Source organism: Phytohabitans flavus, assembly GCF_011764545.1.
GTDB classification, from domain to species: Bacteria; Actinomycetota; Actinomycetes; order Mycobacteriales; family Micromonosporaceae; genus Phytohabitans; species Phytohabitans flavus.
Genome location: NZ_AP022870.1, coordinates 2946571 through 2970230, shown reverse-complemented (window position 1 = coordinate 2970230; position 23660 = coordinate 2946571). Strand labels below are relative to the sequence as shown.

The window sequence follows — 23660 nt, the reverse complement described above, 5'->3', positions numbered from 1 at the left end:
GGAGAGTCATGAAGCGCACGCGTGCGCTGTGGACCCTGGTCGCCGTCGCGGCCGCGGCCGTGATAGCCCCGACCAGCGCCGGGGCCGAGGAGGCGCCGCCGGTCGTCGCCGGCGCGCCCACGCTCAACCTGCGGGACGGCCAGGCGCTGGACGGCACCTTCACCGTCAAGGCCGAGCCCACCGCCGAGAACGACTCCGTTGTGGACATCGCCATCGACGACCATACGGTCGACGGGGTGCGGACCGCCGGTACCGCGCACTTCGCCTTCGACATGGGCGGCAACGGCACCGAGGCGCGCTACCACAACTACATCACCGTGAACGACCACACGGCCGAGGCAGACCGCGTCTTCTTCCCGGACATCCCGGGTGGCAACGCCGGGGTGCTCGACTTCCCGGGTGAGTGGCTGCGGTCCGGCGTCAACACCATCACCGTCCACGCCGGAGCCAACTGGGTCGACAGCACCAACACGGCCGCGATCGGGTACGAGCAGCTGCCGAACGGCGAGGGCGGGCGCTGCCCCAACTTCGACGACTTCCCGCTCAGCAGCATCAGCCTGAGCCTGCTCGGTGTGGTCATCGACGGTGAGCAGAACCTGTTCAGCTACAGCTTCGGCGACGGTACCTGCGGCACCTCGACGCCGCGGCTGACCCAGGCGCTGACGTTCGTCCTGTCCGGCGAGCCGGGCAGCACCTCGGGCCTGCGCCTCGACCTCGACACGCGGTCGCTGCCGAACGGTACGCACACCATCAAGGCGATCACCGCCTCCGGCGCCACCACGAGCGTCAACGTCGGCGTGAACAACCCACCGGCCGGCTCGGCGAAGGTGACCCCGGCCGAGGGCGCGCTCGTGCGCGGCACTCAGCCGGTCATCGCGGCGGCACCGCGCGAGGGCGACACCGGCGTCGACGCGATCGCGCTCGACGGCGCGCCCGCCCAGAACGCGGAGACGCTCGCGCCCGGCACCTCCACGCTCACCTTCACGATCGCGGCCGGCAACTCGGCCGAGGCGCGCTACCACAACTACCTGATGGTGAACGGCAACCGCCTGGGCCTCGGCGGCGACTACGGCGCCGGGGGAGCGGAGGCGGTCTCCGTCAAGCTGCCGAACCGCTTCCTGCGCCCCGGTGAGAACACCGTCCAGGTGCTCACCGGCGACTACAACTCCGGCAGCGGCGCGAGCCTCTGCGCCAACCACGACGACTTCCGGATCACCCGTTCGACGGTCGGTCTCGCGGTGAGCACCGGTACGGCCGCGCTGTCCAATGTGTACTACCTCAGCGGCGGCACCCGGACCGCGACCGCCGACGCCACCCTCGCACTCGGCGACGGGACCTGCGGCACCAACAAGGACGTCGAGTTCGCCTTCACGGTCTCGGACGCCCAGACCACCCGTACGGTCGCCACGCTGGGCAGCGGCGGGGACGCTCGGCTGCGCCTCTTCATCGGCGGCAACGGCACCGACGGCGGCTACCAGAACCAGGTGCACATCAACGGCATCCCGTTGAACCTCGGCATCTGGGAGAAGGAGATCGCCGAGCTGTCGTTCCCGAACGAGTGGCTCGTACCGGGCGTCAACGTGCTCGACTTCGTCGCGGGCATCAACCCCACGACGATCGCGCCGGACTGCCCCGGCGGCAACTTCGACGACTTCACGATGCGCGACTTCCAGCTCTTCCCGGCCGGCGGCCCCCAGGCCGTCCAGCTGACCCGCGAGGTCGCGCAGACGACCGTGACGATCGGTTCGGCGTCGTACCCGGCGGGGACGCAGGTCACCACGTTCATCGGGGACGGGACGTGTGGCAGCACGTACAACAACGCGCTGCGCAAGGAGATCCTCTTCGAGGTCGACGCCGGCCAGCCCGGCAAGGGGCTGCGGGCCGACGTGGACACCGCGGCGCTGACCGACGGCCAGCACAGCGTGACGGCGACGAGCGGTGACAAGACCGCCACGCGTACGTTCACTGTGGACAACACCGCGCCGGTCGTGGAGAGCAGCGTGCCGGCCGAGGGACAGCGGCTCACCGCCACGGTCGCGCTCAACGTCAAGGTCAAGGACGCGACGGGCGTCGCCGGTACGCCGACCATCACGCTCGACGGCAAGCCGGTGAAGCAGGGCGACCAGATCGGCCATGGCCTGCCGGCCGGCGCGCACACGCTCGCCGTCACCGCGACCGACACGCTCGGCAACACGGCCACCCGCGAGGTGCGCTTCACCAGCGCCAGCATCCCGGACGTGCCGACCGCGCTGGACACGGCCGTCAGCGGCACGAACGCGCCGAAGGCCACACTCTCCGCGAAGATCCCCGGCGAGGACGGGGTACCGCTCACCGCCACCTTCACCAAGGCCGACGTCGTGGCGCCCATCTCCGGGTACCAGGGCGTCGCGTCGGCCGTACCGACCACATTGGACGTCCAGCACGAGGGCGGCGTGGACGTCGGCTCGCTGCGTCCGCTCGACGGCCGGACGGTCGACACCCCGTCCAGCCGTGACGTGGTGTTCCAGCGGTACGACGTGCCGCTCGCCGCGAGCCAGCAGGCGCCGACGCTGCGCTGGGAAGGCACCATCGACCCGGCCCGGGTCGTGGCGCTGCGGGTGTGGGACCCGGCCGGCCGGAAGTGGGACGTGCTGACCAGCTCGCGCGGCAAGGCCGGGCAGAGCACCGTCCTCACCGCGCCGCTCACCGACGCGTACCGGGACGGCGCGACGGTGCACGTGCTGGTCACCGGCGAGGACCCGTTCGCCGACGACCTGTCCCCGCGCGACTCCTCGGCCCAGAACGACAAGGACCGCTTCGAGGACCCCGCCTCGTACGACTTCTCGCTCGCCCACTTCACCGACACGCAGTACCTGAGCGAGGGTGCGGCCGGCGGCACGTACGACGACTTCGACGGGCGGCAGGAGCCCTCCGACATCCAGGTCGCGGAGGAGCAGGCCATCTTCGCGGCGGCGTACCGCGAGCAGACACAGTGGATCGCCGACAACGCGGCTGGGCGGAAGATCGCGTACACCGCGCACACCGGCGACATCATCGAGAACGACTACTACGACCCGCTCGCCAAGAACCCGGACGGCTCGCTCCAGCGGCCCGGCCTGAACGAGCAGGTGGACCGGGAGTTCGAGCGCGCCTCCGGCTACCAGAAGGTGCTCGACGACAAGGGCGTGGTCAACCAGGTCATCGCCGGTAACCACGACAACCAGCTGGGCGCCGAGACAGGTCCGGACTCGCGGTTCAGCAAGGTCTTCGGCGCGGACCGGTACTACCAGGTGGCCGGCGCCTGGCCGGCGGGCGCCGAGTACCACGCGTGGGACGAGGCGACCAACGCCGACGGCACGGTCACGCCCGGCAAGGACAACCAGAACAACTACGTCCTCTTCTCCGCCGGCGGGCTCGACTTCGTGGCGGTCGGCCTCTCCTACGGCGTCACGCCGCAAGAGGCCAACTGGGCCGACTCGGTCTTCAAGCGCTACAAGGACCGCAACGGGATCCTGCTCTCCCACGACTACCTGCGCCCGTCGACGAGCCCCGACGGCCGTGGCGCCGCCTTCTCCGCGCCGGACGGCTCGCCGCTCTACAAGCTGGTCGTGGAGAACAACCCGAACGTCTTCCTGGTACTCGCCGGCCACGAGCACGGCGTGGGCACCAACGTGAAGTCGAACGTCGGGGTCACCGTCGCGCACGACGTGGTCGAGCTGCTGGCGGACTACCAGTTCTACACGGTGTCCGCGGGTGAGCTGTGGCCCGAGCTTGTCGACGCGAGCGGCAACATCGATCTGAACGCCGACGGCAAGGTGGACCACAAGTCCACCGACCGGCTCCAGTTCGGCGCGAGCTTCCTGCGGCTGCTCCAGTTCGATGTGGACCGTTCCGAGGTGCACATCGACACGTACTCGCCGCTCCTGCAAAACTTCGGCGCCACCGAGTACGACATCCGCGCCGACGGCAGCCAGACCCGGCCGAGGTACAACGGCGCGGAGGACAACCTCACCCTCCCCGTCGACCTCACTACCCGGCAGACGTCGTTCAAGACCGACTCGCTCGCCGCGTACGTGCCGTGCGGCGTGATCGGCACCGACCAGGTGACCGCCAACGGCACCGCCTCGGTGACCTGGAGCGGCCTCCAGCCCGCCACCTCGTACGCGTGGGTCGTCTCGGCCACGAGCGCGGACGACGGTGTGGCGGTCGCCCAGCCGGCGGTGTTCCGTACCACCAAGGGCACGCCGACCGTGACCGCCACCTCGACCCCGGTCGACTGGGGTGTCGCGGCGAAGGTGACCGTCAAGGTGGACGCCGCACCGGCGCCGGTCACCGGCACGGTCGAGTTGCGCGAGGGCACGACCGTCCGCGGTTCGGCGGGGCTATCGGGCGGCTCGGCGACGTTCACCCTCCCGGTGGGCCTCGCCGGCGGCACCCACACGCTGACCGCGTCGTACTCCGGCAGCGACACCCTCGACCCCGCGCAGGGCACGGTCACCGTGACCGTCAACCTGCCGGCGGCGTGGAGCGCGTCGAAGGTCTACAACACCGGCGACCGGGTCACGTACCAGGGCAAGGTCTTCACGGCCTCCTGGTACGCGAAGAACAACAAGCCGGGGGACCCGAACGGCCCGTGGCAGGAACTCGCCATGACCGAGGAGGGCACCGCGCTCTGGACGCCGTCGCGCATCTTCAACAGCGGCGACGTCGCGGTGCACGAGGGCAAGCGGTGGCGGGCCCGCTGGTACACCCGCAACCAGAAGCCCGGCGACCCGAACGGCCCGTGGGAGGAGCTAGCCCCGCCGCCGGCGGACGGCAGCCCGGCTGCCTGGACGCCCACGACGGTGTACAACGCCGGCGACCGGGTGACCTACCAGGGCAAGGTCTACGAGGCCAAGTGGTACACCCGCAACCAGGCCCCGGGCGACCGCAACGGCCCCTGGAAGCCGATCAGCTGACGGCAGGCATCAGATCGTGGTACGTAGCTGTTCCCACGGCTACGTACCACGATCCGCGAAGGGGCTCCAAGCTCCATTCAGGATCGAGAGATGAGCTACCGCGACGTCCGCGGTGGTCCAGACCGCTGCTCCCGCGGCCTCACCCTCCGCGGTTCCACAACCCAAACCCCGGCTGGCATCGCCGGCGGTGAAGGGCCGCGACCCCCACGCATGCGCGCACCGATCAAAGCCGGCCGAATCGTGAACGCTCGACCGGGTGCCGCACCCGGACGCTATCCAGCAGATCGTGGTATTTAGCTGTTGCTATAGCAACAGCTAAATACCACGATCACTAACGTGCTCCGACCGGCATGCGGACAAACCGGCTAAAGAGCCCAACCCAAGGTGTCGCTGTGGCCAAGCCCGCGCGATCTAGTCGACTTCCTGTCGTCCTGACGGCAGAAAGTCGACTAGATCCAGAGTTTCCGTCGGGAGTGCGCAGGCTCGGCGCCGGAAACCATTCCGGGAAAAGCTACGGCCGCTATGGCAGCAACAGATTTCCCCAAAGCCCGACCGACCCTCAACGACCCGACCCAACCCGGCACTCCGCGCGGGCCGCGCGGAGAATGACCAGGTCATCGCCTTGATCACTGTAGGCCGAGTGGCATTGGGGGTCCAGGCCGCTGCTCCCGCGGCCTCACCCTCCGCGATCGACGACCAAACCCGGCCGGCATGGCCGCGGTGAGGCGCGGCCTTGATCGGGGGTGCTCTGGTCGTCCGTGGCGAGAAATTGCCCCTCCAGAGCCTGTTGCAAAATAGCCCGGCTACAGCGGGTATCGAGAAAAACACGGCTGTGCCGGCCGTGGGCCGCCAAACGGCGGCCAGCGAGGGTCAACGCGACCCTCGGTTCGGTCGAATCTGACGATTCTGCAACAGCCTCTCCAGGGGCAATTTTTCGCCACAATCGCAGCGCGATACGACGCGCTTTCGCCGATCAAGGAAAAACCGCGGCCAAAGGCCATGATCGGCGTCTTGGCTTTCGCGTTGGGATTTGAGTCGCCGCGATGTCCGTCGCCGTGTCGCGAGAGGTGACTTTGTGAGGACTTGTGGTTGCCCTGGCAGCAATAGGTCATCACAAAGCCGGGCGAGCCATTCTCGCCGTGATCGTTCGGCCAGAATCCGCGGCGCGGTCGGCGTGTCGTGTAGGTATCGGGCGAACGATCACCAGTGAGATCACCACCGGCAGCGACGCCAGTCGCGCACCCAGCGCACCCCACCCCTTAGTGCCATCCCGTCGGCCCTCGACCCGCTTGTTCTTGGAGCGGGCCGACGCCCGGGGCGCCACCACCCACAAACCCGCAACGCACGGCACGGACGCTGGCGCCCCGGGCGTCGGTCTGCTCTGCTCTTGACGGGTCGAGGGCCGACGGGATGGCACTTTCCCCCATCCTGGAGGCCGGAGATCCCCGCCGGAGGCAAGAAATGGGGTGACCGCAACCCAGCGACGCAGCGCGACCCCACCACCTTGATTGGGCGCGCGCCCCTTGAAATCAAGGTGCCCGGCGTTGCGTCGCGAAGCGACGCAACGCCGGGCGGGTTGTGCACCGCGGAGGGTGAGGCCGCGGGAGCAGCGGTCCGGACCACCGCGGACGTCGCGGTAGCTCACATCTCTTTCTTGGAACGGATTTTCAGTTCACCAGGTCGAACTTTTCCCAGGAGCCGATCGCGGCGCGGTTGGCGATCAGCGCGGCCGCGCCGGCGTTCTCGGCGACCACGTAGCGGCCGTTGACCTGGGCGCGGAAGCTGACGCTGCCGTCGGAGTTGGTGACGCGCGCGAAGGTCTCCGACGGGCCGACCGTCGTCCGGTTGGCGATGAGCGCGGTGGTGCCCGTGCCCGCCGAGACGTACTGGCCGTTGGCCTTCGACCGGAAGGCCACGTTGCCGCCGCCGAGGTCCACGATGTCGAACCGCTCGTTGTTGGTCGACGCGGTGGTCGCGCTGGCGATCAGGTTGCCGGCGCTCGTGGTGACGAACCGGCTGTTTACCCTCGCCCGCCACGACGTGCCGCTGACCGGGTTGGTCGTCGGGGTGCAGGTGGCGGTCTGCGCGCCGCCGGTCCACTGGATGGCGCCGAGCAGCATGCGGGTGAAGTTGCTCTCCGCGTACGTCGCCTCGGTGTGCCCCAAACCGGTGTAGAACGAGCGGCCGCCGCCGTACTGCTGGCACCAGGAGATCGGATGATCCCCCATCGAGCCACCGCTGTACGTGCTCTCGTCGAGCCGCATCAGAACGCGCACGTTCGGGCGCGGGTTGGTGCGGTAGTTGTACCACTCATCGGAGCGGGTCCAGTCGGCCGGCAGGTGCGAGGTCATCACGTTCGAGCGATCCTCGACCCGGATTGTGGCCTGCTGGATGGCGGGGTGCGAGGCGAAGTAGGCGCCGACCAGGCCGCCGTACCACGCCCAGCTGTACTCGGTGTCGGCCGCCGCGTGGATGCCGACGTACCCCTTGCCGCTGGCGATGTACGACTCGAAAGCCGTCTGCTGCGCCGCGTTGAGCACGTCGCCGGTCGTCGAGAGGAAGACCACCACCTGGTACTGCGCCAGGTTGGCGGTGGTGAACTGGGCCGCGTCCTCGGTGGCTGTGACCGTGAACCCGTTGGCGGCGCCCAGCTGCTGGATCGCCGCGATGCCGTTGGGGATGGACGAGTGCCGGAATCCGGCCGTCTTGGAGAACACCAGGACCTTCGTGACCGGCGCCGCGGCCGCTGGCGACGCCGGTGCCACGAACGCCGCTACCACGAGTACGACCAGCCCGAAAAGGCCGGCCGCCAGACGTTTGAACACTGCTCCTCCGCACATGTGGGGTTGGGCAAGGAGCCGGGCCGCCGATGCTCGGCTGGATTGGTCCGCGACCCCCACCCGCCGAGTGGGCGGCCACAGTGTGACCGTAGTTAACCTGGGACGTCTTGACGCGTCAATCCCCCGATGTCGATCCCTTCGGCCGCCTTGATCACCTTCGGACGCACGAGACATCGGATGACTCGACCGGGCTCGAGCCGGCGAAGTCGCCTGGAGGGTTTCCCGCGACCACTACACTTGACCACCAGTCACGAGGGGGAGTGCGCGGCGGTGACTTCTCAAGATCCACCAGCGCTCTACATCGGTCATAATCCCGCGCTGACGGTCGTCTCGAGGCGGCCGTTGAAAGTCGACCGCGGTGGCGCCGGCACGCACCGGTGGGGCAGTGTCGCCGAGCTGGTGCCGGGTCCGGTGCCGGCCGGAGCGGCGGCGCGCCAGCTGCTGGTGCTCGCCATCGTGCTCTTCGTGGCGGCGGCCGGCGTCGCGGCGTTCGGCAGCTTCCTGGGGCTGGTCGTGGCGATGGGCGGGCTCGCCTCCCTCATCGCCTCCGGCCAGCGCGAAGGGGCGCGGCGGCGGCCGGGCCGGATCCTCGCTCCGGGGTTCGACCGGGAGGCGCCGGACTACTGCCTGCTGGCCGCGCCGGAGGACCGCAACGCCCTGGGGGCGGCGCTCAACATCGGAAAGCGGATCTGCCGGACGCTGCCGTCGCTCGCCGGAATGGTCGACACCGATGCCGCCGAACGCCTGCTGGCATCCGCGCTCTTCGACCTCGCCAAGGTGTTGCAGCACCGGCAGGACGTGCGCACCCTGCTGATCGAGCTGCGCCGGCAGCGGCATCGCGGCCTGCCGGCTGACAGCCCGGCCGCACGCAAGCTGATGGCCCAGCGGGACCGGTTGAAGCAGGCGCTGTCGGACCTCGACGCGGAGGTCGCGCGGCGGCTCGGTGAGCTGGAGGCCACGGCGGTGGCCAGCGAAAACTTCATGCGGGAGCGGGAGATCCACCAGGTGACGAGCCGGGTGGACCAGACGCTCGCCAGCCTGGCGCCGACCCCCCTTCCGGGCACGCCGGACTCCGGCCTCGAGCTGGCGGACGAGATCGCTGCCGTCCTGGCCGCGTACCGGGAGCTGAACGAGCGGTACGGCGCCCCGGGCTGAGCGGCGGCATTCTGAGCGGTGGATGCCGGGGCGCACACCGTTAGGATCAAGCCATGTCAGACGCGGAACTCGCCATTGCCGCGGCGGAGGCGGGTGCCGCCGTCGTGCGGGCCCGGTTCGGCCAGCCGCTGGACCGGTTCGCCAAGTCCGGACGGGACTTCGCGACCGCCGCCGACATCGAGTCGGAGAAGATGATCCTCGATGTACTGCGGTCCGCCCACCCGGGCGACGCGGTGCTGGCCGAGGAGTCGGGCAGCGACGGCGATCCCGACGCGGAGCGGGTGTGGCTCGTCGACCCGCTCTGCGGCACCCACAACTTCGCCGCCCGTACCCCGCTCGTCGCCGTCAACGTGGCCCTGCGCGTCAACGGCGAGGTGACCGCCGCGGCGTCGGCGGACCCGTTCAGCGGCGAGGTCTACTGGACCGACCGCAATGTGGCCCGGGTGCGCCTGGAGGGCGCCGACCACCCACTCAGGCCCGACGGCGGCATAGCGCTCGTGGACTTCAACCTCGAGCCGCCGTTCGAAAACGGGCCGGGCTTCCGGGCCGTACGGGTCATGAGCGACGTGGCGTTCGGCCAGCGGTTCGGCACGCGGGTGACGTCGTCGACGCTGGCGCTGCTGTGGGTGGCGGCCGGGCGGCGGGCCGCGTTCGTGAGCGACAGTGACCTGCGCGACAACGTGCACTTCGCCAGCCCGGTCGCCATCTGCCGGGCGGCCGGCTGTGTGGTGACAGGCCTGCGCGGCCAGCCCGCGTACGAGGGCGCGGGCGGCCTCGTCGCCTCCGCCGACCAGGAGACGCACGACGCGATGCTCGCGGTGATCGGCAAGCAGTTCCGGGGGAGTTGACGGTGACGCTGAAAGCTCTGGTGGTCCGCGGCGGGTGGGAGGGCCACCAGCCGGTCAAGGCGACCGACATGTTCATCCCGTTCCTGGAGCGGGCCGGCTACGAGGTGCGTGTCGAGGGTTCGCCCGAGGTGTACGGCGACGCCGGCGCGATGGCCGCCACCGATCTCGTCCTCCAGTGCGTGACGATGTCCCAGATCACGAGCGAGCAGGTGGCCGGGCTGCGCGCGGCCGTCGAGGCGGGTACCGGGTTCACCGGCTGGCACGGCGGCATCGTCGACTCGTACCGCGCCTCTTCCGACTACCTCCAGCTTGTCGGCGGCCAGTTCGCCACGCACCCCGGCAAGGAGCCGTGCGAGCGGCAGGGCGGGCAGGAAGACAATTACCTGCCGCACACGGTGGAGATGACCGCGCTCGGCCGGGAGCACCCGATCACCGTCGGGGTCGAGGACTTCGACCTGGTCACCGAGCAGTACTGGGTGCTGCACGACGACCTGAGCGACGTGCTCGCCACCACCACGCACCCGGTACAGCCGTGGCACCCGTGGCACCGCCCGATCACGTCGCCGGCGATCTGGACCCGGCAGTGGGGTGCCGGGCGCGTCGTGGTGACCACCCCGGGGCACAGCCTGGACGTGCTGGAGCACCCCAGCGTCCGTACCGTCATCGAGAGGGGCATCCTGTGGGCGAGCCGCACCGCGTCGGCATCGTAGGCCTCGGCGTCATCTCCCGCGCGTACCTGAAAACGCTCGTCGGGCACCCGAGCCTGCGGATAACCGCGGTGGCCGACCTCGACCCGGCCCGGTCCGAGGCCGCCGCGGCGGAGATCCCAGGCGCCGAGGCGATGCCGGTCGAGCGGCTGCTCGCCAGCGCGGACGTCGACACGGTGCTCAACCTGACCATCCCCGCGGCGCACGCCGAGATCGCGCTGGGCGCGATCGCCGCCGGCAAGCATGTGTACGCCGAGAAGCCGCTCGCCGTCACGTTCGCGGACGGCAGATCGATCATCGAGGCGGCCGCCGCGGCCGGCGTCCGGGTGGGATGCGCGCCGGACACAGTGCTCGGCACGGGTACCCAGACCGCGCGCGCCGCCATCGACGCAGGCCTCATCGGGCGGCCGATCGCGGCGTCGGCGACGATGGTCACTCCCGGACACGAGCGGTGGCACCCCAACCCGACTTCTACTACGTGGCCGGCGGCGGCCCGCTGCTGGACATGGGGCCGTACTACATCACTGCGCTGATCCACCTGCTCGGACCGGTACGGGCGGTGACCGGGGCGGCCAGCCGGCTGCGCGGCGAGCGGGTGATCGGTTCCGGACCTCGGGCCGGCGAGCGGATCCCGGTCGAGGTGGACAGCCACGTCAGCGGCGTGCTCGAACACGCCGGCGGCGCGCTCACCACGATCACGACGAGCTTCGACGCTGTGGCGACGACGGCGGCGCCGATCGAGGTACACGGCGAGGCCGGCACGCTCTCCGTCCCCGACCCGAACCAGTTCGACGGCGAGTCCCGCCTCTTCCCGCTCGCCGGCCGCGAGTGGCACCGGTTCCAACTGTCCGCCGGCTACGCCGGTGCCGCCCGGGGCATCGGCCTGATCGACCTCGTCACCTCGGAGGGACGGGCGAGCGGCGAGCTGGCCCTGCACGTACTCGAGGTGATGACCTCGCTCCTCGACTCGGCCGCGCAGGGGCGCCGCATCGAGCTGACCACCACTGTGGAGCGCCCGTCGGCGGTGCCGTTCACCCCTTGACCAGGTATTGACAGCGGGGCCCCCGCCGCCGATGGTGGAGTAGGTAGCGACTGCTGTCAATATCCACGGGGGCTGGCATGCGACGTCGGATCTTCGCGCTGGCGGCGGCCATCGCGGTCGTGGTCGCCGGTACGCTGGCGATGGTGCTGCGCCCGGCGTACGCGGCGATGGCGTGCACTGTGGACTACAAGATCACGCGCGAGTGGTCAAACGGTTGGATGGCCGAGATGAAGCTGACCAACCTCGGCGCGCCCGTCACGGATTGGCGGCTCCGGTTCCGGCTCGGCAGCGGCCAGATAGTGAGCCTGCTCGACAGCCTCCCGCCCGGATACTTCGTGGGTAGCGGCGAGCTGTACCCGTTGGCTTTCCTCACCCCGTCGCGGGGCTCCACGCTGGCGACCGGCGGCTCGGTCACGGTGCGGTTCGGTGGGGCCTACACGAGCGCCAACCCCGAGCCGATCGAATACTTCCTCGGCGCCCAACCGTGCAATGTGGACCTACCGTCGTCCAGCCCACCCCGTCCCTCGTCGCCGCCGGCTCCGTCTCCCGATCCGGCACCGCCGTCCGTCGCGCTGACCTCGCCGCTGCCCAACGACTTCTTTGCCGCGCCGGGCACGATCCCGATCCGCGCCGAGGCGACCGCCACCCCCGGACGGCGGATCGAGCGGGTCGAGTTCCGGGAGCGCGGCACGCTGCTCGCCGTCGACACCACCGCGCCGTACGCGTTCGACTGGCGGGGCGTGCCGCCGAACAGCGGGACCCGGGTCACCGCGACCGCGTACGACAGCGCCGGGGCCAGCGCCACCGCCGAGGTCCGCGGCGTCCGGGTGCTCAAGCCTTCCGCACCGGGTGCCGCGCCCCCGCTCAAGGTATCGGGCGACCGGATCGTGACCGTCGAGCGCGCCTCCCGGGAGTACCGGCCGCGCGGCATCGTGCGGTCCACTGTGGAGACCGGGTGCGTGGCGGGCGCGGTGACCTGGGACGGTCCGGTCGACGACGCTTCCGTGCGCGCGCTGCGGTCACGCGGCGTCAACGCGGTGCGCGTGGTGCTGAACGACGCCTGCTGGATCTACACCCCTGGCCCGACCTACCACGAGTACCGCACCGCCTACCTCGACGAGGCGGCCGCGTACATCACCCGCCTCACCCGGGCCGGCATCACGCCGATCGTGTCGGTCCGCCCGAGCGACATCCTGGGCCCCCGTGGCCTCTGGGGCTCGGCGGCGCAGCGGTTCGGCGAGGACAGCGCGGTGGTGTTCGACGTGACCCACTACGGCTTCCCGGCCGCGGGCACCGTCGACCCGGCGGCCGCGTGGACCTGCTGGCAGGACGGCGGCCCCGCCTGCTTCGACAACGGGCTGCCGAACTTCCGCGTACAGGAGCAGATCCGCCTCCTGCGGCTGCACGGGTCGTTCAACCTGGTCCTCGCCGCCGGCCTCGACGGTGGCAACGACCTGAGCCGCTGGCTCGAATTCCGCCCCGCCGACCCCGACGGGCGCAACGTGGCCGCCGCCTGGCGGGTCGACAACCGCTCGGCCTGCGCCACCCCGGCCTGCTGGCGGTCGACCCTGCTCCCGGTCGCCGCCGAGGTCCCGCTCGTCGCGACCGAGGTGACCGCGGACGCGAGCGCGCCCGGCTTCGTACCCCGCACCGTCGCCTGGCTCAGCGCCCACGACATCGGCCACCTACGCCGCTGACGGGCGCCGCAAGGTCTCCGCAAGCTTCCTGGCACGAAACCCGCCACCTCTGAAGCCGAGCCTGCGATGGGGCAGTGCGACGCGGCGGGCTGACAGGTCCGTTCCCCGCGTCGACCGGCGAGGGGGAGGACGACGTGGAGTTCTGTGTGCTGGGGCCGTTGACCGTGTGTCGCGACGGCAGGCAGCTGCCGATCGGCCCGGCGCAGCGTCGCAGGGTGCTGGCGACGTTGCTGTGCCATCCCAACCAGAGTGTCCCCGCCACCAGGCTCGTCGACGCGGTCTGGGGTGACGACCCGCCCCGCACGGCCCGCAAGAACCTCCAGGTGCACGTGTACCACCTGCGCCGCACGCTGGGCGACGCGGACCTCATCGCGTCCGGGTCGACCGGGTACGGGTTGCGCGCCGAGCCGAGCACCATCGACGCCTGGCGCTTCGAGCGGCTGGTCGACGGCGGGCAGGACGCGTCGCGCCGGGGCGAGCTGCGCCGCGCGGACGAGCTGCTCTCCGCGGGGCTGGCGATGTGGCGCGGGTCGGCGTTCACGGATCTGGACTTCGCCGGAGCCGCGCGGCGTGAGGCGCTGCGCCTTGAGGAGCTGCGGTTGGTGGCCCTGGAGGCACGCAACGAGGTCCGGTTGCGCACCGGCCGCCATCACGGTCTTGTGGCGGACCTTCTCGCGATGCTGGCCGAGCACCCGTTCCGGGAGCGCCTCGTCGGCCAGGCCATGACCGCACTGTACCGCGACGGGCGGCAGACCGAGGCGCTCGCGGTGTTCCACCGGACCCGGTGCGCCCTCGCCGAGGAGGTGGGCGTCGACCCCGGCGAACCGTTGACGAACGTGTACAAGGCGATCCTGGCCGGGGACGAGCTCGCGGTCGCCAAGGGGAACGGCTGATGGAAGCGGAAGGTCATGGCGTAACTCCGCTGAAGGCTCCCGCCTACGCCTCCGAGGGACGGCCGGTGGCCAGAAGCGCGATCGCGGCGCCGTACCCGCTCACCCGCGAGTGGGCATTCGGCGACGGTTCGGGTGCCGGCGTACGCGTGTGCATTTTGGACAGTGGGGTGGACGCCACCCATCCGGACGTCGGCGGACCGTTGGCCGCCTACCAGGTCGCCGAGGCAGACGGGTCCGGCGGGTACACCGTCGTGCCCGACGCCGACGGGGACGTCGCCGGACACGGCACCGCCTGCGCGAGCATCGTGCGCGCGCTGGCTCCGGCCTGCGAGATGACGAGTGTCCGCGTGCTGGGCGGCGCGCTGCGGGGGCGCGGCGACGCGCTCATCGCCGCGCTGGAGTGGGCGCTGGACGAGGGCTTCGACATCGTGAACATGAGCCTGTCCACGCGCCACCCGGACTTCCGGGACGCGATCCGCGACCTCTCCGACCGGGCGTACTTCGGCGGTACGACGATCGTGGCGGCGGCCAACAACCGTCCGGTCGCCAGCTACCCGTGGCGGTTCCCCGCGGTCATCTCGGTCGGCTCGCACGCGACCCAGGACGGCGAGCACATCGAGGTCAACCCCGCGCCGCCGGTCGAGTTCTTCGCCCTGGGCATCAACGTCCTCGCCGCGCAGCCGGGTAACCGCCGGGTCCGGCTGTCGGGCAACAGCTTCGCCGCGCCGCACGTCACCGGCATGTGCGCGCGGATCCTCAACCGCCATCCCGGATTTGGCGCACCACAGCTCAAGGCCGTGCTCGCCGGCATCGCCAACAACCTCACCTGAGGAGTCGTCATGACCGACCAGTTTCCCGCGTCCGGCTTCGGGCGGCTGGTGGACCCGCATGTCCACACCGAACTGCTGCGCTCCACGGTGCGGCTTTCCAGGCTGGTCTTCGGCGCCGCCGCGGCATCGATCTTCCTGCACGACCCGGGCCGTGACGCCCTCGTCTTCGAGGCGGCGTCCGGGCGCGGCGAGGATCGCATCATCGGTGTGCGGATCCCGTCCGACCACGGCGTCGCCGGCTGGGTCTTCCAGACCGGGCAGACGATGGCGCTCAACGACCTGGGCAACGACACACGGTTTGACCGCAGCACGGCCGAGGCGACCGGGTACGTGCCGGAGGCCATCGTCGCCGCCCCGCTCATCCTCGACGAGCCCATCGGCGTACTCGAAGTCCTGGACGCCGCTCCCGCCCGCTTCGACGACCTGACCGCGATGGACATTCTCACGGCGCTCGCCGACCATCTCGCCGCGTCGATGTCGTTGCTCCAGGCGGCTCGCACGGTCCAGCGGGCGATCGACGGGCAGCCGCACCGGGAGCCGTGGATCCGGCTGGAGCAGACCCTCAGCCGTACGCAGGCGGGGGAGAGCCCGGCGGTCCGCCAGTTCGTCGACGCGCTGGACAACCTCATCGCCGCCCGCCACGGCGACGTCGGCTAGCGCGATACCGGCGGCATACCGGCACGCAAGCGCGCGATTAGAGCCTGGCACGAGGACTACGCGAGGAGGCCGGAGTGCATCTGGTGGAAATGTTGCGACTGCGGATGGTACCGGCCGCCGGTGTCTACTTCGCCCTGACGCGGCGCTGCCCGCTGTCGTGCGCGCATTGCAGCACCGAGTCCTCACTGAGCAGCGAGCAGTACGGCGACGAGCCGTTCCGGCGGATCGTCGACTCCTTCACGCCGGACTGCCGCCCCGAGGTGATCGGGATGTCCGGCGGCGAGGCGTTGCTGCGCGCGAGCCTGGTGCGTGACCTCGCCGAGGCGGCCCGCCGCGTCGGCACCCGCGCGCTGGCGATGTCCGGCATGTACTTCGCCCGCACCGGCGAGGGCATCACGCCGGCGTTGCGCCGCGCGATCGAGAGCCTCGACCACCTCACCGCCAGCTACGACCGTTTCCACGAGCGGGAGGTGCCTCGGCGCGACATGTTCCGGGCACTGCACCAGGTGCGGGAGCTGGTGCCCGGGGTCAGCATGCAGCTGACCGGCGAGGGCCCGGACGACCCGTACCTGGTCGAGCTGATCGAGGACGTCCGGCGGGAGTTCGCGGACGAGGTGCCGATGCTGGTGACGACGCTCGCCTCCGTCGGCCGCGCCCGCGAGTGGTTCACAACCGACGCCGCCCCGGTGCCGGCCGCCGGCGTCGAGCCCTGCTTCCAGGCGTCCTGGCCGCTGGTCGGGTATGACGGCACCGTCCTGGCCTGTCCCTCGCGGCACGCGGCGGCACCGCACCGGCCGGCACACCTGGTGCTCGGCGACTCCGCGGTCGATTCGTGGCCGGTGCTGCGGCAGCGGGCGTTGACGACACATCTGCTGCGCGGAGTCCGGATGTTCGGTCCGCTGGAGCTGCGACGGCGGTTCGGCGCGGGGGACGGCACCGGAAACTACTGCGGTACCTGCTCCAGGCTGGGCGACAGCGCCGAACTCGACGTCGAGGTGACCCGGTTTCTGGAGTCGCCGAAGGGCCGGGCACTGGAGGCCGCCGCGCTGGCCGTCACCAAGCACGCCGGCGACCAGGCATATCTCGGCACCTACGGCGTGGCGGCGCACCGCGAGCTGGCCACGCTCGGTTGGCGGTAGCCGGCATGCGACGCCTGACGTTCGCCGAGATCGACGACCTGCGCACGCAGTACGGGAAGTCGGTGCTGCTTTTCATCACCGATCGGTGCCCGGTCGGGTGCGCGCACTGTTCGGTGGACTCGCGGCCGGACAGCCCGATGGTGACGGACTACGAGCTTTTCGACGAGGTCCTGGCCGGCATCCTGGACACGCCCGGGATCGAGCTGGTGGGCATTTCGGGTGGCGAGCCCTTCGTGGAGCGGCGGGCGTTGCCCCTGGCGGTGAGCCGGCTGCGCGAGGGCGGTAAGGACGTCACCGTCTTCACGAGTGGCTACTGGGCCTCGGGCGAGCGGTGCCAGCCCTGGATCGCGGCCGTACTGCGGCAGGTCGGCACCGTCTTCCTCAGTACCGACAGCTTCCACCTCGGCAGTGTGAACCGCGAGCGGTTCCGGCGGGCCGCGGGGTTCGTCGCCGATGCCGGCTGCCGCATCGTCGTGCAGCTGCTCGACCAGCCGGAAACCCAGGACTTCGTGCGAGAGACGCTGACCGAGCTGTACGGCGCGGACTGGGAGCGGCACGCCGACGTGAACCTCATCCCGGCGCTGCGGGTGGGTCGGGGGCGTGACGTATTCCAGATCCAGCCGCGCCGCCCGCTCGACCGGTGGAAGCCGTGCCGGGCCACGAAAGCACCCACCATCAGGTACGACGGCGTGCTCATCGGCTGCTGCAACGAGGCGCTCATCCTCGGCGCCGGGCCGGAGGAGCTGCGGCGCCGGGCGCGTAACCGGGCGGAGGTCTCGGCGGCGCTGCGGTCCTTCGAAACGGCACCGCTGCTGCGGGCGGTCGCGGCCGTGCCGATGTCCATGCTGGCCGAGCTGCCCGGTCTCGCCGAGCTCGGCGACCGCCCGTACGACAACATCTGCGCGCCGTGCTGGCGGGCGCACGACATCGTCGCCCGGGACCCGCGGACCTCCGCCGCGGTGGCCGCGCTGGCCGGGATGCTGCCGTGACCGGCAACTGCCCGCGATGCGCCACACCGGTAGCCGCCGGAGGTCGGTTCTGTACGGCGTGCGGCGCCCGGCTCGCGGAGGTGCCCGAGCCGGCCCCGAGCGAGCTCCGGTTCGTCACGGTCGTGTTCTGCGACGTGGTCGGCTCGACCGAGATGTCCACCCGGCTCAGCCCGGACGTGTGGGGCGCGATCCTGAGCCGCTACTTCGCCGCCGCCACCGAGGCGCTGTCCCGGGTGGGCGGGCGCGTCGAGAAGTTCATCGGCGACGCGATCGTCGCGGTGTTCGGAGCCGAGCAGGCCCGTGAGGACGACGCGGCCCACGCGGTACGGGCCGCGTGCGCCATCCGGGAGCACGCCGTCGCGGAGGGAAACCGCCTTCGCGCCGCCCGTGGCCTGGACTTCGCGGTGCGGCTCGGCGTGGCCTCGGGACGCGTGGCGGTGGCGGCGCACCGGGACTCCTCCTTCGCCATCGGGGACGTGCTCAACCGGGCGGCGCGTCTACAGAGCGCCGCCGCGCCGGGCGAGGTGGTGGTGGACGCGAGGACCTGGCTGCTGACCCGCGGCGCGGTCACGACCACCGCGCTCAGCCCGGTCCCGGCCAAAGGCTTTCCCAGCGGGCTGCGGGCCTGGCGGGTGGACGGTGCGCAGGCCCCGGCCCAGCCGGACGCCGACCCGGCGTTCGTCGGCCGGGACGACCTGTTGTCGCGCCTGGCCGGCTACCTGCGGGGCGGCCTCGACGCCCGGCACCCGGCGGTGGCGCTGGTCGAGGGCGAAGCCGGCATCGGCAAGTCACGCCTGCTCGACCGGTGCTGGCAGGATCTGGCCGGCGACGTCGACCGGGTCGTGGTGCGCTGTACGGCGGACGGCAGCCACGTCGGGCTGCGGTCGTTGCTGGGGCTGGACGAGGCGCTGGCGAGGGTCGACGGCCGAGCGGCTCAGTCGCAAGGCGCGGGCGTCTCGGCCCGTACCCTCGGCGAGGTCCGGTGGGCGATACGCGGACGCCTTACCGCGCTGGCGGCCCGGCGTCCGGTGCTCCTGGTGGTCGAGGACACGCAGTGGGTGGCACCCGCGCTCATGGAGTTTCTGGCGGACCTCGTGTCGTCTCCGGTACCACGGCTCGCGACCGTCCTCATCGGACGCGACGTGCCGATCCCGGTGGGCCAGGCCACGACGGTACGGCGCTTCCCGGTGCCACCGCTCGATCCCGGCGACTCGCGACGGCTGGCCACCCTCCTGTGCGGCGACATCGAGCTGCACGACGGCGACACGCTGAACCAGATGGTGGAGCGCAGCGGCGGAAACCCGCTCTACCTCACGCAGCTGGCGACCCTGGCCGGAGAGTCCGACGGGCGCCCCGACCTCTTCCCGCCCTCGGCGGAGGCGGCGGTGGGCGCGAACCTCGACCTGCTCTCCCAACCGGCGCGGCGGCTGCTGGCCCTCCTCGCGGCCTTCGCCGGCCGGGCTACGGTGGCCGACCTGACCGAGGCCGCGTCCACACTGGACTTCGCCGTCGAGGACCCGCTCGCCCAGCTTGTCGAGCGGCGGTTGGCGGTACTCGCGGACGGCGCGGCCGAGTGCACCGTCCCGATGGCGGCGGAGGTGGCGTACCGGCGGCTGACCGTCGGCGACCGGGCGTCGGTACACGAAAAGGTCGCCGAGCTGCTGCGCCCGCGCGTGGTCCGGGACCCGCCCGAGGTCGAACGCGTGGCCCACCACGCCGCGTCCGCCTACACGGCCTGGCGGGAATTCAACCCCGGCTCGGACGACGAGCGCCGTGCCGCGACGGACGCCGCGCGGTCGCTCTGCGCCGCTGGACGCTTCGCCATCCTCCACAGCGCCATCCCGGTCGCGTTGGGCTACGTGACGATGGCACGGGACGTGGACGTCGACGACGCGACGACGGTACTCGAACTCGCGGCGGTCGAGGCGTACGCCCGATTCGCCAGCGGCGAGCCGCAGGTGGCGCGTTCCCTTGTGGAGGCGGCGCTGCGCGACGTGGACCCGGAGTCGCACCGGGCGGCCGCCGCCGACCTGATCCTCACCGCGGCGGCGACCGCGGAACTTTTCGACGGCGAGCGGGACCGGGCCCGGATCGCGCGTGCGCAGGCACTGGCGCGGCGCAGCGGCGATCCCGGGGCGATCTCGCGCGCGCTGCTGTTCCAGGCGTACGGCGCGATCGAGACCGGGGACATCCCGGCGGCGCAGAGCGCCCTCGAAGAGGCCGCCACGCTCGTGCGGCAGGCGAGCGGATCCCTGTCCCGCGCGGAGATCTACGGCAATCTCGCGCTCTGCCTCGCCAACGGGGACCAGCCCGCGGCGGCGGCGCTGGAGACCTGCGAACGCCTCTACCGTGAGGCCGGCCGCGCCGACCTGCTCCGCGTCGCCATCAGCTGTCCGATGGCGTATCTCCAGCACATGGCGGGTCATCCGGAGGCCGCGGTGGACACTCTTTCCACCGCCGGCAGCGTCTGCGACGAGCTCGGCCATCGGCACGGCCTCGCCGCCGTCTACTCGTTCCGCGCGGCGCTCGCCGAGCGGGACGACGACCTGCCGCGGGCCGCCGAGCTGTTGGGCATGGCCGCCGATGTGTACGGGCACGCGGGCCTCAACGATCCAGCGGGCCGGGCCCGAGCACGGCAGGCCGTCATGGCGGTGCTGGCCGGCTCGCAGTCCCCGTCACAGCTGCCCACCCCGCACGTCCGGGCCGCTCGTTGGGCCGACGAGGTACTGGCTCTGGTCGTCGCCGCGCTCCGGGACGGCGACGCCACCCCGCTCGCGGACGTCCTGCGCGTCCTCGACGGGGTCAGGGGCGCGGGCGTGCGCAGCGGCGTGCTGCTGACGTGCGTACGGGTGGCGCGCCGGCTCGGGGACCTGTCGCTGGTCGCCGCGTTCGGCGAGCGGGTCCAGGCAGCGGTCCGGCTCAAAAGCGACGTCCGGCTACTGGAGCTTGTCGAGGCCGCGCCCGAGCGGTGGTGAAGGCCGCCGCGCGCATACCGCGGACATACCTGGCGACAAGCCACGGCTGCGACGGTTATCTGGCACGGCAAGGGGAGGGAGACATGGAAATGTCCACAACCACCACGGAGCGGCTGACGGCGAAGCTGCGGCTCGCCATGCCACCGACGACGGGCGGGCTGGGCTCGATGTGGGAGGGCGGCGACGTCCGCGCCACCTATGTGGAGTACCTGCGGGTGATGCACGGCATCGTCCGCGCGTCCGTGCCGCTGATGCTGGTGGGCGTCGAGACATGCCTGCGGCGTCCTGACGACCCTGTCGCGAGCGCGCTCGGCAGCTACCTCGGCAAGCACATCCGTGAGGAGTACGGCCACGACGACTGGGTGGCCGAGGACTACCAGACGGCCGGCGGTGACCCGGGCGAGCTGCGCGACATGACGGTCGGTGGCGCGGTCGCCGGCCTCGTGGGTGCCCAGTACTACTGGGTGCGCCACGTGCACCCGGTCGCGCTCCTCGGATACATCGCGGTGCTCGAAGGATTCCCGCCCGCCGTGGAGACGGTGGACCACCTCGCGGCGCGCAGCGGCCTGCCGCGTTCGGCGTTCCAGACGCTGGAGCGCCACGCCGTGCTCGACCAGCGGCACCGGGCCGACCTGCACCGAGTGATCGACTCGCTGCCCCTGGAGTCCCACCACGAGACGCTGATCGGCGTCAGCGCCCTGCACACCGCCGCCGGGATCCGCCAGATAACGCGAGACCTGTCGATCCGCGCCGCGGGCGACGGCCGCGTGCCGGCCGGGGCCAGGTGAGCCTGGCCGCACTGGCGCCCTTCCGCTCGCGTAACTACCGCGTCCTGTTCACCAGCACGGCGACCTCCGCCGTGGGGGACTGGCTGGACGCGGTGGCCCTCCTCGTCCTCGTCTCGGTCGTGTGGCGGGAGGGCGCGTCCGGACTGGCGGCAGTGGTCATCGCGATGGGCCTGCCGCGGCTGGCGGCCCCGTTCGTCGGGGTCTTCGTCGACCGCGCACCGCCCAGGGCCGTGATGGTCGGTGCCGACCTGGTCCGGGCCGCGGCCACCGCGGGCATGGTGCTCGCCGGTGGAATCCTCTGGCTGCTGCCGCTGGTGGTGATCCGGTCCGCGTGCTCGGTGGCCTTCGGGCCCGCGCGGCAGGTGGCACTCAAGCGGGCCGTACCGGCGGCGCAGCTCGTCCAGGCCAACGCCGTCATCCAGGTCGTCCAGCAGGGCACGAAGGTCGCGGGCCCGGCCGCCGGCGGCGTCCTGCTCACGTTCCTCCAACCGACGACGATCATCGCGGTCAACGCCGTCACCTTCGTGCTCAGCGCGGTCGTCCTGGTCGGTCTGCGGGTACCGGCGACACCCAGAGCGGCCACCAGGTCGAGCTACCTGGCGGAACTGCGCGAAGGAGTCGGGTTCGTCTTCCGCAGCCCGGCGCTCCGGCTCGCGATCGAGGCACTTGGCGCGACGCTCTTCCTCGTGTTCCTCGTTGACGCCATGATGGCGCTGGCCTTGATCGACCTTGGCCTACCCCCTTCGCGCCTCGGCTACATCGTGGCGGCGGTCGGCGTCGGCGGCGTCGCGGGCTCGGTGGTGATCGCCCAGTGGGGTACCGCGTTGCGGCCCTTCGTCCTGGTCGGCGCCGGACAGTTGCTCGGCGGAACCATGGTCGCGCTCCTGGGCACCGGCGTCCTGGCGCGACCGGCCGACCCGGGCCCGGTGTGGCTCCTCGCACCGGCACTGCTGGGTTTCGCCGGTGCCGCCGTGATGGTCGGGTTCCCCAGCGTCGTGCAGGGCGCTACGCCGGACCACCTGATGGGTCGTGCGTGGACCGTCGTGGACGCGGTGCCCACCGTCATGCAGCTTTTCGCGCCCGCACTGGGCGCCGCGCTCGCGCACCTTCTCGGCGTGGGGTGGCTCTTCGTCACGGTGGGCGTGGTGCTCGCGCTGCTCTCGGCCGCGACGTTCGTACGACAGCGTTCCGTGCCCGTTGGACCAGTGCCCATTCGACCAGTGCCCATTCGATCGGCGGCGGGTGATGTCGCCCCAGCCGCTGAAGAGACGTCCGGTGTGACCGCAAGAGCACCGGCCGAACTGTGAGGACAAAGGAGGTGATTCGAATGTCGCAGACTTCTCGACTGGCGGCCCTGGGGCTCGACCTGTCCACGGCCACCGAGGAGCAGCGGACCGTGATCGACGGTCTCTCCACGGAGGAGGTCGACGTGCTCAGCAGCATCAAGCAGCGCGTCGACGCGGCCGCGGGCGGTGACGTGGAAGGCCACGTCCAGCCCGCGGATGATGTCGGGTTCTTGATCTTCTTCTAGAACACGCCGCCCCCGCAATCACGGTCGGCCGCCGAGCGCCTCAATCGCAGGATCGAGGCGGCCGACCGTCGATTGCGGTCTCCGGTCAGACGCTGGCGAGCGCGACCACCAGGACGCCGGCCGCCGCCAGCAGGTAGAGCGGGACCGGACGGCGTACCCGTGGGGCCGGCGGCGGCTCCTGCGCGGAGCCGGCCAGCCCGGCGTCCTGCGCGGCCCGCAACCGCGCCTCGATGGTGACCGGCAGGTCGCGTGTGGACCGATGCACCCGGGCCAGCCACCAGGGCCGGTCGAAGCGGGCCTCCAGCACCCCGTCCGGCGTCCGGACCGAGACCCGGTTGTCCCGTACGCCGATCGCCTTGACCTCGGCCCAGGTGTGGCGGTGCACGCCCCGCCCGTCCACGAGCACCAGGCCGCCGTCATTCCACAGCAGACGGGGGCGCAGGTCGTACCGCCACAGCTCCTCCAGGAGCAGCAGCATGACGCCGGTCCACAGCAGCCGCATCCACAGCGGGTCGGAGAGGAAACCCGCCGTGCCCGCGGCGCCGACGGCGACGACCGCCGCGCTCCAGCCGACGACCTGGTTGGGGCGGACGACCTGAAGCTGCCGTTGGCTCACGCGACCGCATGGTACC

Annotated in this window: 18 protein-coding genes; 16 read left to right on the top strand and 2 right to left on the bottom strand. The window is 71.5% G+C overall.

What is annotated here, in order from left to right:
• Nucleotides 1–8 precede the first annotated feature (8 nt).
• Entirely contained in the window at nt 9–4937 is a 4929-nt protein-coding gene (locus tag Pflav_RS12960) for a carbohydrate-binding protein (protein WP_173036398.1), read from the top strand.
• Between the two features lie 1667 nt (nt 4938–6604).
• Here the strand turns inward: Pflav_RS12960 and Pflav_RS12955 are convergent.
• A complete protein-coding gene (locus Pflav_RS12955) occupies nt 6605–7777 on the bottom strand; it encodes a ThuA domain-containing protein (protein ID WP_173036397.1) in 1173 nt (390 codons plus the stop codon).
• 342 nt (nt 7778–8119) lie between these two features.
• Here Pflav_RS12955 and Pflav_RS12950 point away from each other — a divergent pair, with 342 nt between their 5' ends.
• The 15 genes from Pflav_RS12950 (at nt 8120) to Pflav_RS12885 (ending at nt 23028) form a co-directional block, all read left to right on the top strand.
• Nucleotides 8120–8932 (top strand): hypothetical protein, encoded by an 813-nt coding sequence (locus tag Pflav_RS12950; protein WP_232071327.1) that lies wholly within the window; start codon nt 8120–8122, stop codon nt 8930–8932.
• 53 nt (nt 8933–8985) lie between these two features.
• Nucleotides 8986–9780 carry an inositol monophosphatase family protein gene (locus Pflav_RS12945; protein WP_173036395.1) on the top strand — a complete coding sequence of 265 codons (795 nt, stop codon included), beginning with the start codon at nt 8986–8988 and terminating at the stop codon, nt 9778–9780.
• A gap of 2 nt (nt 9781–9782) precedes the next feature.
• Nucleotides 9783–10490 (top strand): ThuA domain-containing protein, encoded by a 708-nt coding sequence (locus Pflav_RS12940; RefSeq protein WP_173036394.1) that lies wholly within the window; start codon nt 9783–9785, stop codon nt 10488–10490.
• The gene (locus Pflav_RS47930) at nt 10460–11020 is read left to right on the top strand and encodes a Gfo/Idh/MocA family protein (protein ID WP_332107754.1); all 561 of its coding nucleotides are present in this window, start codon (nt 10460–10462) and stop codon (nt 11018–11020) included. The genes Pflav_RS12940 and Pflav_RS47930 overlap by 31 nt, the downstream gene beginning before the upstream one ends.
• A complete protein-coding gene (locus Pflav_RS47925) occupies nt 10939–11529 on the top strand; it encodes a Gfo/Idh/MocA family protein (RefSeq protein ID WP_332107753.1) in 591 nt (196 codons plus the stop codon). The genes Pflav_RS47930 and Pflav_RS47925 overlap by 82 nt, the downstream gene beginning before the upstream one ends.
• A gap of 77 nt (nt 11530–11606) precedes the next feature.
• Nucleotides 11607–13226 (top strand): Ig-like domain-containing protein, encoded by a 1620-nt coding sequence (locus Pflav_RS12930; RefSeq protein ID WP_173036393.1) that lies wholly within the window; start codon nt 11607–11609, stop codon nt 13224–13226.
• Nucleotides 13227–13300: 74 nt separating this feature from the next.
• The gene (locus Pflav_RS12925; protein WP_173036392.1) at nt 13301–14119 is read left to right on the top strand and encodes an AfsR/SARP family transcriptional regulator; all 819 of its coding nucleotides are present in this window, start codon (nt 13301–13303) and stop codon (nt 14117–14119) included.
• Between the two features lie 65 nt (nt 14120–14184).
• A complete protein-coding gene (locus Pflav_RS12920; RefSeq protein ID WP_173036391.1) occupies nt 14185–14949 on the top strand; it encodes a S8 family serine peptidase in 765 nt (254 codons plus the stop codon).
• 9 nt (nt 14950–14958) lie between these two features.
• Entirely contained in the window at nt 14959–15606 is a 648-nt protein-coding gene (locus Pflav_RS12915; RefSeq protein WP_173036390.1) for a GAF domain-containing protein, read from the top strand.
• A gap of 74 nt (nt 15607–15680) precedes the next feature.
• Nucleotides 15681–16745, top strand: a complete 1065-nt coding sequence (locus Pflav_RS12910; RefSeq protein WP_173036389.1) for a radical SAM protein — start codon at nt 15681–15683, stop codon at nt 16743–16745.
• A gap of 5 nt (nt 16746–16750) precedes the next feature.
• Nucleotides 16751–17734: a radical SAM protein gene (locus Pflav_RS12905; protein ID WP_173036388.1), complete on the top strand. Its 984-nt coding sequence runs from the start codon at nt 16751–16753 to the stop codon at nt 17732–17734.
• Entirely contained in the window at nt 17731–20709 is a 2979-nt protein-coding gene (locus tag Pflav_RS12900) for an AAA family ATPase (protein WP_173036387.1), read from the top strand. Before Pflav_RS12905 ends, Pflav_RS12900 begins: the two co-directional genes overlap by 4 nt.
• Nucleotides 20710–20798: 89 nt before the next feature.
• On the top strand, nt 20799–21497 hold the full coding sequence (locus Pflav_RS12895) for an iron-containing redox enzyme family protein (protein WP_173036386.1): 699 nt from the start codon (nt 20799–20801) through the stop codon (nt 21495–21497).
• Nucleotides 21494–22804: an MFS transporter gene (locus Pflav_RS12890; RefSeq protein WP_173036385.1), complete on the top strand. Its 1311-nt coding sequence runs from the start codon at nt 21494–21496 to the stop codon at nt 22802–22804. Before Pflav_RS12895 ends, Pflav_RS12890 begins: the two co-directional genes overlap by 4 nt.
• Before the next feature lie 20 nt (nt 22805–22824).
• Complete coding sequence (locus Pflav_RS12885) at nt 22825–23028, top strand: aroma-sacti cluster domain-containing protein (protein WP_173036384.1); 204 nt, start codon at nt 22825–22827, stop codon at nt 23026–23028.
• An 85-nt stretch (nt 23029–23113) separates the two neighbouring features.
• Here the strand turns inward: Pflav_RS12885 and Pflav_RS12880 are convergent, their stop codons facing one another.
• On the bottom strand, nt 23114–23644 hold the full coding sequence (locus Pflav_RS12880) for a hypothetical protein (protein WP_173036383.1): 531 nt from the start codon (nt 23642–23644) through the stop codon (nt 23114–23116).
• Nucleotides 23645–23660 lie beyond the last annotated feature (16 nt).